Raw genomic sequence first — 16,118 nt, forward strand, 5'->3', positions numbered from 1 at the left:
GGAAAAAACTCGGCGGCATTATAGCGACCCGTCCTGCAGGGCCTGCATGAAAACTCCTCCATCCAGGGTGATTGCAAAACGTGTCAGCGGATGGTTATAGTCCGAGCCTCTTCATCCCTTCACACAAGATCAGCCCATGCCAGCTCTCCAGCGCATAGCGGTAGTCGATTCAGCGGTCAACGCTGTGGTCGTGCCGTGCGCGGACAAGCAGCCTGCGCAGATCAGTCACTACCCCCCACCTGTCAGTAGCACGCCGGTGCATGCAGTCGCATCACCGCCGGGTGTTGGCGTTTCGGGCTGATCAGCGAATCGCTGTTCCCGTCTGCCCGCCTGAAAAAGACCTACTGAGTTTCAGCGTCAGCTGAATTGGCTTTTTGCCTGATAACAGGTGGTAACCATGTCTGTTCTTTCGAAACAATCCGTGGCCGCGGCGGCCTCGACGAGCCTGTTTGTCCTGCTGTGGAGCAGCGGGGCGATCTTCTCCAAATGGGGCCTGGCCCACGCGTCACCCTTCGCCTTTCTGTTGTTGCGCTTTGCCATCGCGCTGGTGGGCCTGGTGGTGCTGGTACCGATCCTCAAGCTGAAACTGCCGCGTCCCGGCAAGCCGATGCTGTACGCAGCCGCCACGGGTTTGGTGTTGTTGGGGGCCTATCAGATTTTTTACTTGCTGGCCCTGGACCTCAAAGTCACCCCTGGCGTAATGGCAACCATCATGGGCGTACAGCCGATCCTCACCGTGGTGCTGATGGAACGCCAGCGCTCGTTCAGTCGCCTGTTCGGCCTGGGCCTTGGGTTGGCGGGGCTGATCATGGTGGTCTACCAGGGTATCGGTATGTCCGGAATGTCCCTGGCGGGCATGCTGTTCGGCCTGCTGGCCCTGGCGAGCATGACCTTTGGCTCGATCATGCAGAAGCGCATCACCGACAATCCTTTGGGCACGCTGCCGTTGCAGTACCTCGCGGGCCTGCTGCTGTGTGCGGTCTTTGTGCCCTTCCAGCCGTTCCACTTTGAACACAGCAGCAGCTTTTACCTGCCGGTGCTGTGGATGGGGCTGGTGGTGTCGTTGCTGGCCACGCTGTTGCTGTACCGCCTGATCGCCCGGGGCAACCTGGTGAATGTCACCAGTCTGTTTTACCTGGTGCCGGCGGTGACGGCGGTAATGGACTACCTGATCTTTGGCAATAAGCTCGCGATGCTGAGCCTGCTGGGGATGGGGTTGATCATCATCGGCTTGGTGTTCGTCTTCCGCAAAATCTAATACCACCACCCCCCTGTAGGAGCCCGGCTTGCCGGCGATAGCGCCCATAAGAACGCCACCGCCGGCAAGTCGATCTCCTACAGGATTTTTTTCGGTCGCAACACCAACCACAACGCCCCTGCGATCAACACCCCGCCATACACATGCGCCATCGACAACGGCTCATCCAGCAGCAAAGCGCCCCACAGCACGCCAAACGGCGGAATCATGAAGGTCACGGTCATCGACTTCACCGGCCCAATGGACGTCAGCAACCGGAAGTACAGGATGTAGGCAAACGCCGTGCACACCAGCCCCAACCCCAGCAGCGACAACCACACCTGCCACCCACCCCAACTAGCGGGCGGCTGGCTGATCGCGCTGTAGGCGAAGAACGGCAACAGGAACAACGTCGCGCCGAGCATGCTGCCCAGCGCCGATAGGCGACTGTCCAAGCCTCCACGCTGATCCAACCAGCGCCGCGCCAGGAACCCGGCAAAGCCATAACAGGTGGTCGCCAGCAAACAGGCCAGCGCGCCCATCAGCAATTCCAGGTCAAACGCCACCGGCCCCGCGCGGGTGAGCACGCCCACCCCCAGCAGGCCCAGGCATACCCCGGCGACTTTCGACGGCGTCAGGCGCTCACTGAAAAACAGACCGCCAATCAGCACGCCCATCAACGGCGTGGTGGCGTTGAAGATCGCCGAGTAACCCGCCGGCAGCACTTGGGCGGCCACCGAATACATGGTCGCCGGGATTCCGGAGTTGATCACCCCCAGCAGCAACACCGTCTTGAACTTGCCCTGGAAATCCCAGCTCACCCGCATCATCGCCAAAATCACCAGCAACCCGGCGGCGGCAATCGACACGCGGAAAAACGCCGTCGGGACCGTGCCGATCTCCGGCGCGATGATGCGCATGAACAGGAAACTCGCGCCCCAAATGGCGGCGAGCCCCAATAAGTACAAGGTGTCGACAGGTCTCACGGAACACTCCCATAGCAATCAGGCGGCGAGTGTTGCACGCCGCTTTCACTGATTACAGGACAAACCGCGTCACCAGCCCATTCAGGTCCACCGCCAGGCGTGACAGTTCCTGGCTGGCGGCCGAGGTCTGGGTAGCGCCAGCGGCGGTCTGGGTGGACAGGTCGCGGATGTTCACCAGGCTGCGGTCCACATCCCGTGCCACCAGCGCCTGTTGCTCGGCGGCGCTGGCGATCACCAGGTTGCGCTGACTGATCTGCGAGATCGCGGCGGTGATTTTCTCCAGCGCGCTGCCGGCGCTGTTGGCCCGTTGCAAGGTCTGGCCGGCGTGCTCGGCGCTGCTGTTCAGGGCTTCGACGGTGTCTTGGGTACCGCGCTGGATACCGGTGATCATCTGCTCGATTTCTTCAGTGGAGTCCTGGGTGCGTTGCGCCAGGGAGCGCACTTCATCGGCCACCACCGCGAAACCACGCCCGGCCTCACCCGCGCGCGCTGCTTCGATGGCGGCGTTGAGCGCCAGCAGGTTGGTCTGCCCAGCGATGCCACGGATCACTTCCAGCACCTTGCTGATGTCCTGGGCCTGCACCGCCAGGCCTTCAGCCTTGTTGGAGGCGCCGAGCACTTCGTCCACCAGGTTCTGGATCGAGCTGATGGTTTCGCTGATCTGGTAGTGGCCGTGCTTGCTGTCCTCGTCCGAAGCCTGGGACGCCTCGGCGCTGGACACCGCATTGCCTGCCACTTCGTCCACGGCCGCGCTCATTTCGGTCACGGCAGTGGCGGCCTGTTCGATCTCATCGTTTTGCGCCTGCAAGCCGCGGGTGCTTTGTTCCATGACCGAGCTCATCTCTTCGGCGGCCGACGCCAGCTGTTGCGCTGATTCGCTGATGCCACGGATGGTGCCCTGCAACTGCGTCTGCATAGCGGCCAGGGCGGTGAGCAATTGCGCCGGTTCGTCCTTGCCGCCGACGGCGATCGGCTGGCTCAAGTCGCCGCCGGCAATGGTGCGCGCCACCGTCAGCGCCTGGCCGAGCGGGGCGGTGATGCTGCGGGTCAGCAGCCAGGCCAGCAGCAAGGTGGCGATCAGTGCAAACACGATAATCAGGCCGACGATCCACTGGGCACTGGCGTAAGTCTGCGCGGCGGAGTCCACGGCGGTTTCCACGCCGTTCTGGTTAAAGACAATCATGTCCTCCAGGCTCTTATTGAGGATTACACCCTGCGGTGCGACGCGACTGTTGAGCAGGTCGATGGCGTCTTGTTGTTGATCCTTGTCCACCAAGGCCACGATCTGCCCGACGAGGGTCAGGTAAGTGTTCACATTACCTTCGAGCTGCTTGAGCAGATCGCCCTCCGCATCGCTGCTGAGCAGGGTTTTGTGATGGTCCAGCAGGGTTTGCAGCTCGGCGCGCTGGCGGGTGATCAGGGCTTTGCTGTTGTCGCGAATCCGCGATTCGTCCGTGGTGGCCAGGCGCAACGCTTCCAGGCGGATACTGGCCACGTAGGCGGCGCTGTCGTGGATGTTCTCGATGCTCGGCATCCACGATTCTTCGATGACCAGCGCGCTTTGTCGCAGCTTGGCCATCTGGCCCAGGCCAAACAGTCCGACAATCACCAGCAAGCTGGCCAAAACCCCAAAACTCAGACTGGCACGCAGACCGATCCTCATATTCCTCAATGACATCTCAATGCTCCTTGGGCGATTAGAACCTGTTCCCGGATCGGTCTTTTGACCTTGTTAGGCTGGGAGAGGGCGCGCTATATATCAAAGTGCCATCAAGGTGGTAATCAGGGTTTCCCTTAGTTGGATCCAAAGCCCGGCGTATGTCGTCAGCACCAGCGTGATGCCCGGATTCGTTTGTTAATGCGGCCAGGCCCCGCCCTTACAGGGGTGCAGATAAAACAGCGTAGGACTTCACGGTGCTTTTATTGACCGTATGGTCGAATTAAATAAATTGAAAACAAATGTACGAAATGAACGAAGTTGTATAAGGCGGCGCAAAAAATGAGCCTTCTCCTGCCTGCGTACACTGGCTAAGCTCAGGGCTTCCAGATACCCGTAGAGGTTTCCCGCATGTCGCAGTCCGCCCTCGCTATCGCCCAGATGATCCTCGATGGCTTCGACGATTACCGTGAGCATTTTCGCCAGATCACCGATGGCGCCCGCGAGCGTTTCGAAAAGGCCCAGTGGCAGCAGGGGCAGGGGGCGTCGGCGGCACGCATCAACCTCTACGAAGAAAAGGTCAGTGAGGTGACCGCGCGCCTGCGTGAGCATTTCGAAGGCGCCACACTGCTTGATATCGACCTGTGGCCCGTGGTGAAAAGCGCCTACATCGGCCTGATCGACCTGCGCTTCGACGATGAACTCTCCGAGACCTGGTACAACTCGATCTTCTGCGGGCTGTTCAGCCACGACCTGATCAGCGACGGCTGCATGTTTATCCACACCACCCGGCCCAGCCTGCGCCGCGCACGGGCCGCGCAGACGCGCACCTACACACCCGCCGGGAAAATCCCGGACATGCTCGTGCAGGTCTTTGCCGACTACCGTTTCAGCGAACCCTACGCCGACTTGGCTGCCGACCTACGCCGTCTCGAAACCCAACTGCGCGAAAACCTGCCGGACTGGGTGTGCAAGGACCCGGACCTCAAGGTCGAGCTGTTTTCTTCGGTGCTCTACCGTAATAAAGGCGCGTACCTCGTAGGACGCATCTACACCCGCGACGAACAATGGCCGCTGGTCATCCCGCTGCTGCACCGCGAAGGGCAGGGCATCCAGATCGATGCGCTGATCACCGACGAAGCCGACGTGTCGATCATCTTCTCGTTCACCCGTTCCTACTTCATGGTCGATGTACCGGTGCCGGCGGAATTCATCGGCTTTCTGAAGCGTATCCTGCCGGGCAAGCACATCGCCGAGTTGTACACCTCCATCGGTTTCTACAAGCACGGCAAGTCAGAGTTCTACCGTGCCCTGATCAACCACCTGGCGACCACCGACGATCAGTTCATCATGGCCCCTGGCGTGCGCGGCATGGTGATGAGTGTGTTCACCCTGCCGGGCTTCAACACGGTGTTCAAGATCATCAAGGACCGGTTTTCACCGTCGAAAAACGTCAACCGCGCCACGGTGATCGAGAAGTACCGCCTGGTCAAAAGCGTCGACCGGGTCGGGCGCATGGCCGACACCCAGGAGTTCGCCGACTTCCGTTTCCCCCTGAGCAAGTTTGAACCGGAGTGCCTGGCTGAACTGCTGGAAGTGGCCGCCGGCACCGTCGAGGTAGAAGGCGACACAGTGCTGATCCGCCACTGCTGGACCGAACGGCGCATGACCCCGCTCAACCTCTACCTCGACAACGCGAACCCCGCCCAGGTCCGCGAAGCCCTGGAAGACTACGGCCTGGCAATCAAGCAACTGGCGGCGGCCAATATCTTCCCCGGCGACATGTTGCTGAAGAACTTCGGCGTCACCCGCCATGGCCGCGTGGTGTTCTACGACTATGACGAAATCTGCTTTCTCACCGAGGCCAACTTCCGCCATATCCCGGCACCGCGTACCCCGGAGGACGAAATGGCCTCCGAGCCCTGGTACTCCATCGGCCCGCTGGATGTTTTCCCCGAGGAATTCCCGCCGTTCCTGTTCGCCGACGCCGGCCAGCGCAAGCTGTTCGATGAACTGCATGGCGAGTTGTACAACGCCGACTACTGGAAGGGGCTGCAAGACGCGATTCGCGCCGGCAAGGTCATTGATGTGTTCCCGTACCGGCGCAAGGACCGCGATAACGAATGAGGGGGCACGCTTATGGGCGGTTTTCTGCGACAATCCGCCCCCTGCATATATAGACGACCCTTGCGTACCTGATGACTGACCAAGCGCCCACTATCGACCAACTGCTCAAAACCCTCGATCACGCCATGCTCGCCGACCGCCACCGCTTGCGGCGACAGCTGCTTGAGTTGCGCAAGAAGCCCGACGAGGAAAAGCTGGCGCAGTGGGTGGCGCGCATGCAGGCATCCTGTGCCCAGGTCACGGCGCGGCGTGCCAGCCTGCCGTTGATCCGCTACGACGACAGCCTGCCGATTGCGGCCAAGCGCGATGAAATCAAAGCCGCGCTGAACAAGCACCAGGTGCTGATCATCGCCGGTGAGACGGGTTCGGGTAAAACCACCCAGTTGCCGAAGATCTGCCTGGAAATCGGTCGTGGCCAGTTCGGTCTGATCGGCCACACTCAGCCGCGTCGGATTGCCGCGCGCAGCGTGGCCAGCCGGGTTGCCGAAGAGCTGGCGACGCCGTTGGGCGCGCTGGTCGGCTATCAGGTGCGGTTCGAAGACCAAAGCGATTCCAATACGCTGATCAAACTGATGACCGACGGCATCCTGCTGGCGGAAACCCAGAACGATCGCTACTTGGAACGCTACGACACGATCATCGTCGACGAAGCCCACGAACGCAGCCTGAACATCGACTTCCTGCTGGGCTACCTGAAAACCCTGCTGCCGCGTCGCCCGGACCTGAAAGTCATCATCACGTCGGCGACCATCGACCTGGAGCGCTTCTCCAAGCACTTCGACGATGCGCCGATTGTCGAGGTCTCGGGCCGCACCTTCCCGGTGGACACCTGGTACCGCCCGCTGACCCTGGAGCAGGACGAAGAGGGCAACCGCGTCGAGGACGACTTGACGGTCGACCAGGCGATCCTTGCCGCTCTCGACGAAATCGGCGCCTACGAGCGCAGCGAGCGCCGCAGCCCTGGCGATGTACTGGTGTTCTTGCCGGGCGAGCGCGAGATTCGCGATGCCGCCGACATGCTGCGCAAGGCCCAGCTCAAGCACACCGAAATCCTGCCGCTGTACGCGCGCCTGTCGCCGGCCGAACAGCAGCGCATTTTCCAGTCCCACCCGGGCCGGCGCGTGGTGCTGGCGACCAACGTCGCGGAAACCTCGCTGACCGTGCCGGGCATTCGTTATGTGATCGACAGCGGCACCGCGCGCATCAGCCGCTACAGCTACCGCGCCAAGGTGCAGCGCCTGCCGATCGAGGCGATCTCCCAGGCCAGCGCCAACCAGCGTAAGGGCCGCTGTGGCCGGGTTGAGCCGGGCATCTGCATTCGCTTGTACAGCGAAGAGGATTTTATTGGCCGTCCGGAATTTACCGACCCCGAGATCCTGCGCACCAACCTTGCGGCCGTGATCCTGCAGATGCTGCACCTGCGCCTTGGCGAGATCACCGATTTCCCGTTTATCGAGCCGCCGGATGGCAAGGCCATCAGCGACGGTTTCAACCTGCTGCAAGAGCTTTCGGCGGTGGACCGCAACAGCCAGCTCACGCCGTTGGGCCGCCAGCTGGCGCGCCTGCCGGTGGACCCGCGCATGGGTCGCATGTTGCTCGAAGCCGCCAAGCTCGGCAGCCTGCAGGAAGTGCTGATCGTTGCCAGCGCTATGTCGATCCAGGACCCGCGCGAGCGTCCGCCGGAACGTCAGCAGGCTGCTGACCAAGCCCACGCGCAGTGGAAAGACCCGGATTCGGATTTCGCCGGCCTGGTCAATCTGTGGCGCGGTTTCGAAGAGCAGCGCCAGGAACTGACCGCCAGCCCATTGCGCAACTGGTGCCGCAAGAACTTCCTCAACTACCTGCGCCTGCGCGAGTGGCGTGATTCCCATCGCCAGTTGAGCCTGATCTGCCGCGACATGCAGTTGACGGTCAACAAAGAGCCGGCGGACTTCCCAAAACTGCACAAGGCGGTGTTGTCCGGCCTGCTCAGCCAGATCGGCCAGAAGACCGAAGACGGCGATTACCTCGGTGCACGCCAGCGGCGGTTCTGGATCCACCCGTCCTCGGGCATCGGCAAGAAGCGCCCGCAATGGTTGATGACCGCCGAACTGGTGGAAACCACCAAGCTCTACGCGCGCATGGTCGCCAAGATCGACGCCGATTGGATCGAACCGCTGGCCGGGCACCTGATCAAGAAAAACCACTTCGAGCCCCACTGGGAGAAGAAGCGCGGCCAGGTCGTGGCCTTTGAACAGATCACCCTGTTCGGGCTGATTGTGGTCGGACGCCGGCCGGTGCATTACGGGCCGATCGACCCGGTGGTGTCGCGCGAGCTGTTTATCCGCGAAGGCCTGGTGCGTGGCGAGATCCAGTCGCGGGCCAAGTGCCTCACGGCCAACCAGCAGTTGCTGGAGCAGCTCGACGAACTGGAAGCCAAGGCGCGCCGTCGCGACATCCTGGCCGATGAGGAAACCCTGTTCGCCTTCTACGATGCGCGCTTGCCGGCGGAGATCCACCAGACTGCGACCTTCGACAGCTGGTACAAGGTCAACAGCCAGAAAGACCCGCAACTGCTGATCATGCGCGAGGAAGACGTGCTGGCCCGCGAAGCCAGTGAAGTCACCGCCGCGCATTACCCGGACACCCTGCACCTGGGCGACCTGGAACTGGCCTTGAGTTATCACTTTGAACCCAACCACCCACGTGACGGCGTGACACTGCGCGTGCCGGCTCCCTTGCTGCCGGCCTTGCCGCCGGAGCGCCTGGAGTGGCTGGTGCCGGGGGTGATCGAAGCCAAGTGCATCGCCCTGGTGCGCAACCTGCCCAAGGCGCTGCGCAAGAATTTTGTGCCGGTGCCGGACTTCGTCAAAGCCGCGCTGCAACGTATCGAATTCGGCCAGGGCTCGTTGCCCCAGGCGCTGGGCCGCGAATTGCTGCGCATGACCGGGGCACGGGTCAGCGATGAAGCCTGGGCCGAAGCCGCACAGCAGGTCGAAAGCCACCTGAAGATGAACCTGGAAGTCGTCGACGGCCAGGGCAAGTTCCTCGGCGAAGGCCGCGACCTGGCCGAACTGACGGCGCGGTTTGCCGAGGCCAGCCAGGCCGCGTTGGCGGTGCCGCAGACGGCGAAAAGCCAGCAGCCGGTGGAAGCCAAGGTGTTTGCGGCGGTAGCGGAGAAGACCCAGCAGAAGATCGCCGGGCTGTCGATGACGGTGTATCCAGCGCTGGTGGAAGACAACGGCACGGTCAAGGAAGGGCGCTTCTCCACCGCCGCCGAGGCGGAATTCCAGCATCGCCGCGCGCTGCAGCGCCTGTTGATGCAGCAATTGGCAGAACCGGCGAAATTCCTGCGCGGCAAGTTGCCGGGCCTGACCGAATTGGGCCTGATGTACCGCGAACTGGGGCGCATCGATGCGCTGGTGGAAGACATCCTGCTGGCCAGCCTCGACACCTGCGTGCTCGAAGGTGAAGCCAACCTGCCGCGTGATGGCGCGGGTTTGGCCGCCTTGGCCGAGCGCAAGCGCGGCAGTTGGACCGAGCACGCCGAGCGCCTGGCGCGCTTGACCCTGGAGGTGCTGAAACTCTGGCACGGTCTGCAAAAACGCTTCAAAGGCAAGATCGACCTGGCCCAGGCCGTGGCCTTGAACGACATCAAGCAGCAGTTGAGCAACCTGGTGTACCCAGGGTTTGTGCGCGAAACTCCGTCGCAGTGGTTCAAGGAGTTGCCGCGTTACCTCAAGGCCATCGAGTTGCGCCTGGAGAAACTGCCTAGCCAGGTGCAAAAAGATCGGGTGTGGAGCGGCGAGATGGCAGGCTTGTGGACGCAGTACGAGAATCGCCTGAAAAAACATGCCCAGGAAGGCAAGCGCGACCCCCAGTTGGAACTTTACCGCTGGTGGTTGGAGGAATACCGGGTGTCGTTGTTTGCCCAGCAACTGGGCACTAAAGTGCCGATTTCCGACAAGCGCTTGAGCAAGCAATGGACCCTGGTCGAAGCCTGACCCATTCCCCTGTAGGAGCCGGCTTGCCGGCGATAGCGGAGTCATGGCGGAGCCCGGCATTGCTTGAGAAATAGCCATCGCCGGCAAGCCGGCTCCTACAGGTGGGCCGTGTTTGTTGAGCAGATAGCGCCAAATATCGGGGTTTGTGGCAAACTTCGCGGTTATAAATGCCGGGATCGTCGTGAAGGGCTGCGACGCGATGGAATAAAGCGATGCCAGTTTGGTGTCCGCGGTGCGGAATCGGACTACTTATAGTTTGGTACGACGGTACCAATATCTTCTGCCTGACAGATTTAGAGGAACGACCGTGCATAACGTCGTCATCAGCGGCACTGGCCTGTACACCCCGGCCAACAGCATCTCCAACGAAGAGCTGGTGCAGTCTTTCAATGCTTACGTGCAACAGTTCAACACCGATAACGCCGCCGCCATCGAGCGCGGTGACGTGCAGGCGCTGACCGAATCCAGCGCAGCCTTCATCGAAAAAGCCTCGGGCATCAAGAGCCGCTTCGTGATGGACAAAGACGGCATTCTCGACCCGCAGCGCATGGCCCCGCGCCTGCCCGAGCGCAGCAACGACGAGTGGTCGGTGCTCTGCCAGATGGCCGTCGGCGCCGCCGAACAAGCCTTGCAACGCGCTGGCAAGACCGCCGCCGACATTGACGGTGTGATCGTCGCCTGCTCCAACTTGCAGCGCGCCTACCCGGCCATCGCCATTGAGGTCCAGGAAGCCCTGGGCATCGAAGGGTTCGGTTTTGACATGAACGTGGCGTGCTCGTCGGCCACCTTCGGCATCCAGAACGCCGCCAACAGCATCCAGCTGGGCCAGGCGCGTGCGATTTTGATGGTCAACCCGGAAGTCTGCACCGGTCACCTGAACTTCCGCGACCGCGACAGCCACTTCATCTTTGGTGATGCGGCCACCGCTGTGGTCCTCGAGCGCGCCGACCTGGCGACCTCCGAGCACCAATTCGACGTGGTGAGCACCAAGTTGCTGACCAAGTTCTCCAATAACATCCGCAACAACTTTGGCTTTCTCAACCGCACTGCGGAAGAGGGCATCGGCGCGCCGGACAAACTGTTCGTACAGGAAGGCCGCAAAGTGTTCCGCGACGTATGCCCGATGGTGGCCGAGCTGATCGGCGTGCACCTGGAAGAGAACCAGTTGAACGTGGCCGATGTGAAGCGCTTCTGGCTGCACCAGGCCAACCTGAGCATGAACCACCTGATCGTGAAGAAACTGCTGGGCCGCGAAGCGTCGGTGGAAGAAGCGCCGGTGATCCTCGACACCTACGCCAATACCAGCTCGGCGGGTTCGGTGATTGCGTTCCACACCTACCAGGACGACTTGCCCAAAGGCTCCGTGGCGGTACTGAGTTCGTTTGGCGCGGGCTACTCGATCGGCAGCGTGATCCTGCGCAAACGCTGATCTACCTCGTTCCTTGTAGGAGCCGGCTTGCCGGCGATGATATCCCTGCGGTGTAAATGACGCACCGTGGCGCCTGCATCGCAGGCAAGCCAGCTCCCACAGGGATTGGGTTTCCAGAGTGAAATCGAGGTAAACGATGGCAGCAGCGGACGACGCGCACCTGCTAGAACGCTTGCTCAAGGGTGAGCAGCGGGCCTACAAGGAATTGGTCACCACCTACCAAAGCGCCATGCGGGCGGTGGCCTATGCCATTGTCGGCCAGCGCCATGCCGACGAAGTCGTGCAGGACGCCTGGCTGTCGGTGGTGCGCAACCTCGCCAGGTTCGAAGGACGTTCCAGCCTCAAGACCTGGCTGCTGACCATTACCGCCAACGCCGCCAAGGTGCGCTACAAGCAGAATCGTCGCGAAGTATTGCTTGATGATTTGCCTTCGCCCCACGGCACGATTGGCGATGACCGTTTCAGCCCTGACGATGGCCACTGGGCCGTTGCCCCTTATGCCTGGCACCAGGACACCCCGGAAGCCCTGTTGACCGAGGATGAACTGCGCAAATGCCTGGAGCACACGTTGCTGAGTCTGTCGGAGTTGCAAAGCAGTGTGCTGGTGCTGCGTGAACGCCAGGGCTTGGAGTTGGAGGAGATCTGTAATCTTCTGACGCTGTCGCTCTCCAATGTCCGTGTGCTGTTGCATCGGGCACGGCTTAAAGTCTTCGCCACGGTGGAGCATTTTGAGGAAACGGGCGAATGTTGACCTGTAAAGAACAAGTGGCACGTTCCAGTGACTATCTCGATGGGCAATTGACCTTTCGCGAGCGTCTGCTGGTGCGTCATCACTTGATGTTCTGCCCGAACTGTCGCCGGTTTATCCGCCAGATGCGCCTGATGCAGGCGACCCTGAAGATCATGCCGGAGGAGCCGGTTGAGGGCGTGGATGCCTTGGCACAGCGGCTGGCTGCCGAGCGGCTCAAGGATCAGAAAGGCGGGGACTAAGCAGGCTCGCGTGAGTGGACCGGACGGATGATGGGGACCGCTCCACCCACGCAAGACTGTTACAGCCACCCCGGGCCGTCCTGTCCCGAGGCTTCCAACACTGACTATTAGAACTTGGCTTCTGCGTCCAGCTGCAGGGTATTGGCGTTGGCATCGCGATAGCCGGTGGCGCTGGCGTAGTCGGCTTTGGTCAGGAAGTACGTGGCGCCAATGGCAAAGTTCTTGTCGATGTCGTAACCGACTTTGAACTTGTGACCCCGAGCGCCGGTAAAGCCGCCGGCGAAGTCCGAGTCGGTGAAGGCACCCACCACCGCGTAACGTTGTACGTCGCGGTAGTTGTAGTCCAGGTTCAGGCCGAAGACCTTGGACTTGGCACCGAGCAGCCAGGCAGTGTCCTTGTCTTTATCGGTGGCTTTGGTGTTTTGCACGTACTGGCCGTAGAACGACAACGGTACTGCCAGGCCGCCGATATCAACTTGGCTGAAGCCTTCATACAGGCGGTACTCGCTGGCGTTGCCGGCCGTGGTATTGGCCACGGTTTCGCCTGGGGTCAGGCAGCCTGGGGTGGTGCCGGTTGCTGTCGGGCAACGGCTGTCTTCATCGTTCTGGAACGCGTAGACGCTGCCGCCCAGGGTCAGTTTCAGATTGTCGGTCAGCGAGAAACGAGACCCCAACTGGCCGGCGGTCATGCGCAGGTCGTTGCGAAATTGCACGCCGTCGCCGTTGACGTTGTCCTTGAGGTTGTAGTTACCCAAGCTACCGAACAGCTCGGCGCTGCTGCCCAGTGGGTACTTGTAGGTCAGTGCCAGGCCTTCCGGGTTGATATCGCTGTCCCAGATCACGTCGCCCATGCTGACCCACGGTTGCAGCATCTTGCCGCCGATCACGTGCAGGTTCTTGATTTGGGTCGGGTGGTAGTCGATATAGCCCAGGTCCAGCCAGATCGACTTCTTGTTGAAGTAGCCATCCAGGTCCTGGTTGGTGGAGCGCGCGTCGTCGCTGCTGCCGGTGGCGACACGAATGCCGGTGTCGACTTGCGAGTTGATTTCGGTGTAGGCGCCCAGGCGAGCACGGATACGCTCACGGTCCTTGTCCTTGCCGCCGTTGTTCGGGGTGCCGTCGATCTTGATGGTTTCGTGACGGAAGCGCACATCGCCCTTGAGTTGAGTCTTGGCGGCCCAGGCCAGCTTCTGGTCGAAGCTGCTCAGCTCATTGGTTTTCTTCGCGGTGGCCGCGATCTGTTCGTTGGTCTCTTGTTGAGCTTGCCGTGCGATCTGCTGTTCTTTCTGGTCCTTGGCCAATTCGCTTTGCAGTTCGGTGTACTGCGCAGCGGTGATCTGGCCGTTGGCCTTGAGCATGTCGAGCAATTTAGCGTCGACTGCAGCGCTGGCCGGAACGCTCAGGGCCAGTAACAGGCCGCCGCACAGGACCGCCGCAGTTTTAGTGGAAGCAAGACGCATATCAATCTCCGAAAGTGAGGAGGGATGGCAAACCATCCAGGACACAACCGACCGATGACGGACGGAAAAATAACCACCTGCTAGAACCAGGCGCTCTAAAAACAGGCGTCAGTATCACGATCGTTTATGACGGCGCAGTGGCTAAGTGATGTCATCTAGATGACAAATTATTTATGTTCGGAACTATTGATTTAGAGCCTTGTCGCGCGATTCGGGGGTGTGCGAAGCCCGGCGATCAGCGATACTCGCCAGGCTTTCACGCCCTGAAGTAGTGAGGATGCCGATGCCGCTGCAACGCCTGGACAGCCTGTCCGAGATCGCCCCGCAAGCCTGGGATTCACTGGTGCCACAGGCCCAGCCGTTTGTGCGCCATGCGTTCCTGAGCGCGTTGGAAGACAGCGCCAGCCTGGGCCCGCACTCGGGCTGGCAGCCGGAGCATTTGTTGCACTGGGAGGGTGACCGGCTGGTGGCGGCCTTGCCCAGTTATCGCAAGTGGCATTCCTACGGTGAGTACGTGTTCGATCACGGCTGGGCCGATGCCTGTGAGCGGGCCGGTATCGACTATTACCCCAAGCTGCTGACGGCGGTGCCCTTCAGCCCTGTCAGTGGGCCGCGCCTGTTGGCCGCCAGTGCCGATGAGGGCTTGGAACTGCTCAAGAGCCTGCCGGGCTACCTGGAAATCGAAGGGCTTTCCAGCGCCCATATCAACTTCACCGATGACCTGGCCGATGCTGCACTGGCCCAGCAACCGGGCTGGTTGCAGCGCCTGGGCTGTCAGTTTCATTGGCAGAACCGTGGCTACCGCGACTTCCAGGATTTTCTCGATGCATTGAGTTCACGCAAGCGCAAGCAGATGCGCAAAGAGCGTGAGCAAGTGGCGGGGCAGGGCATCGATTTCGAGTGGCTGCAAGGCCATGAATTGAGCGAAACCCAGTGGGATTTCGTCTACGCCTGCTACGCCAACACCTACGCCGTGCGCCGCCAATCGCCCTACCTGACCCGCGCGTTTTTCAGCCTGCTGGCCGAGCGCATGCCCGAAGCGATCCGCGTGGTGCTGGCCAAGCAAGGCCCACGCCCGGTGGCCATGGCCTTCAGCCTGATCGGCGGCGACAGCTTCTACGGCCGCTACTGGGGCTGCCTGGCAGAGTTCGATCGCCTGCACTTCGAAACCTGCTTCTACCAGGGCATGGACTACGCCATCGCCCACGGCCTGCAACGCTTCGACGCGGGGGCACAGGGCGAGCACAAATTGATTCGCGGGTTTGAACCGGTGATCACGCGGTCCTGGCACTACTTGCGCCATCCGGGGTTGAAGAACGCCGTGGAGGATTTCCTCGAGCGCGAGCGGGTGGGGATCGTGGCGTATGCCGAGGAGGCGAGGGCAGCCCTGCCTTATCGGCAGGGCTGAACCCCTGTTGCGTCAGCCCGGCTCCTCCTTGCCCAGCCAGCGGTAGGTCACACCGCCGATTACCGCGCCGAGGATTGGTGCGAGCCAGAACATCCACAATTGCTGGATCGCCCACCCACCGACGATCAAGGCCGGGCCCGTACTGCGGGCAGGGTTGACCGACGTGTTGGTGACGGGGATGGAGATCAGGTGGATGAGTGTCAGCGCCAGGCCGATGGCGATGGGCGCAAGGCCTGCTGGAGCGCGGCGGTCGGTGGCGCCGAGGATGATCACCACGAACATGGCGGTCATTACCAACTCACTCACAAACCCCGCCGCCATTGAATAACCGCCGGGGGAATGCTCGCCATAGCCGTTGGACGCAAGGCCCGACGCCAGTTCGAACCCCGGTTTGCCGCTGGCAATGAAATACAACAGCGCAGCGGCCACGGTGCCACCGATCACCTGCGCCACGATGTACGCCGGTAACTCCCGGGCCGGAAACCTTCCGCCCACCACCAGCCCCACCGATACCGCCGGGTTGAGGTGACATCCGCTGATATGCCCGATGGCGAACGCCATGGTCAGCACCGTGAGCCCGAACGCCAGGGCCACGCCCAACAACCCGATCCCGACTGCGGGAAACGCTGCGGCCAACACCGCACTCCCGCACCCGCCCAACACCAGCCAAAACGTACCTAAACCCTCTGTGATTGAACGCTTGAACAAAGACATGCAACCCGTCCTTGATAGATCGCTCTACCCAATCAGTAAATCAGTGATGCTCCCTGCAGATTTACTTCAGCGCCCGTCTGGGCACTGCATTGATTACAGCAGGGTTGTGGCACAAATCCAGGCACAA

Annotated in this window: 11 protein-coding genes; 7 read left to right on the top strand and 4 right to left on the bottom strand. The window is 61.4% G+C overall.

All coding sequences use genetic code 11. The features are described from left to right. Window positions 1–397 precede the first annotated feature (397 nt). Window positions 398–1,258 (top strand): DMT family transporter, encoded by an 861-nt coding sequence (locus AC0IYN_RS18630; protein ID WP_471842424.1) that lies wholly within the window; start codon window positions 398–400, stop codon window positions 1,256–1,258. Between the two features lie 77 nt (window positions 1,259–1,335). Here the strand turns inward: AC0IYN_RS18630 and AC0IYN_RS18635 are convergent, their stop codons facing one another. Next, a complete protein-coding gene (locus tag AC0IYN_RS18635) occupies window positions 1,336–2,223 on the bottom strand; it encodes a DMT family transporter (protein ID WP_406597993.1) in 888 nt (295 codons plus the stop codon). Between the two features lie 52 nt (window positions 2,224–2,275). Further along, window positions 2,276–3,901 (bottom strand): methyl-accepting chemotaxis protein, encoded by a 1,626-nt coding sequence (locus AC0IYN_RS18640; RefSeq protein WP_406597994.1) that lies wholly within the window; start codon window positions 3,899–3,901, stop codon window positions 2,276–2,278. Between the two features lie 390 nt (window positions 3,902–4,291). Here AC0IYN_RS18640 and aceK point away from each other — a divergent pair, with 390 nt between their 5' ends. The 5 genes from aceK to AC0IYN_RS18665 all read left to right on the top strand — a co-directional run bounded on the left by aceK (window position 4,292) and on the right by AC0IYN_RS18665 (window position 12,409). Next, a complete protein-coding gene (gene aceK / locus AC0IYN_RS18645; RefSeq protein WP_457240112.1) occupies window positions 4,292–6,007 on the top strand; it encodes a bifunctional isocitrate dehydrogenase kinase/phosphatase in 1,716 nt (571 codons plus the stop codon). Window positions 6,008–6,078: 71 nt separating this feature from the next. Further along, window positions 6,079–9,990, top strand: a complete 3,912-nt coding sequence (gene hrpA / locus AC0IYN_RS18650) for an ATP-dependent RNA helicase HrpA (protein WP_471842425.1) — start codon at window positions 6,079–6,081, stop codon at window positions 9,988–9,990. 307 nt (window positions 9,991–10,297) lie between these two features. Continuing rightward, a complete protein-coding gene (locus AC0IYN_RS18655) occupies window positions 10,298–11,419 on the top strand; it encodes a beta-ketoacyl-ACP synthase III (protein WP_457267717.1) in 1,122 nt (373 codons plus the stop codon). A 136-nt stretch (window positions 11,420–11,555) separates the two neighbouring features. Continuing rightward, window positions 11,556–12,170: an RNA polymerase sigma factor gene (locus AC0IYN_RS18660; RefSeq protein WP_471842426.1), complete on the top strand. Its 615-nt coding sequence runs from the start codon at window positions 11,556–11,558 to the stop codon at window positions 12,168–12,170. Continuing rightward, complete coding sequence (locus AC0IYN_RS18665) at window positions 12,164–12,409, top strand: anti-sigma factor family protein (protein WP_078049696.1); 246 nt, start codon at window positions 12,164–12,166, stop codon at window positions 12,407–12,409. The genes AC0IYN_RS18660 and AC0IYN_RS18665 overlap by 7 nt, the downstream gene beginning before the upstream one ends. A gap of 107 nt (window positions 12,410–12,516) precedes the next feature. On the opposite strand, the gene AC0IYN_RS18670 is transcribed toward AC0IYN_RS18665, so the two are convergent. After that, window positions 12,517–13,869: a putative porin gene (locus AC0IYN_RS18670; RefSeq protein ID WP_078049695.1), complete on the bottom strand. Its 1,353-nt coding sequence runs from the start codon at window positions 13,867–13,869 to the stop codon at window positions 12,517–12,519. 283 nt (window positions 13,870–14,152) lie between these two features. On the opposite strand from AC0IYN_RS18670, the gene AC0IYN_RS18675 reads away from it, so the two are divergent. Next, window positions 14,153–15,277 carry a GNAT family N-acetyltransferase gene (locus AC0IYN_RS18675; protein WP_471842427.1) on the top strand — a complete coding sequence of 375 codons (1,125 nt, stop codon included), beginning with the start codon at window positions 14,153–14,155 and terminating at the stop codon, window positions 15,275–15,277. 12 nt (window positions 15,278–15,289) lie between these two features. On the opposite strand, the gene aqpZ is transcribed toward AC0IYN_RS18675, so the two are convergent. Continuing rightward, complete coding sequence (aqpZ, locus tag AC0IYN_RS18680) at window positions 15,290–15,991, bottom strand: aquaporin Z (protein WP_214498119.1); 702 nt, start codon at window positions 15,989–15,991, stop codon at window positions 15,290–15,292. Window positions 15,992–16,118 lie beyond the last annotated feature (127 nt).

This window comes from Pseudomonas sp. AC112 (assembly GCF_979253545.1).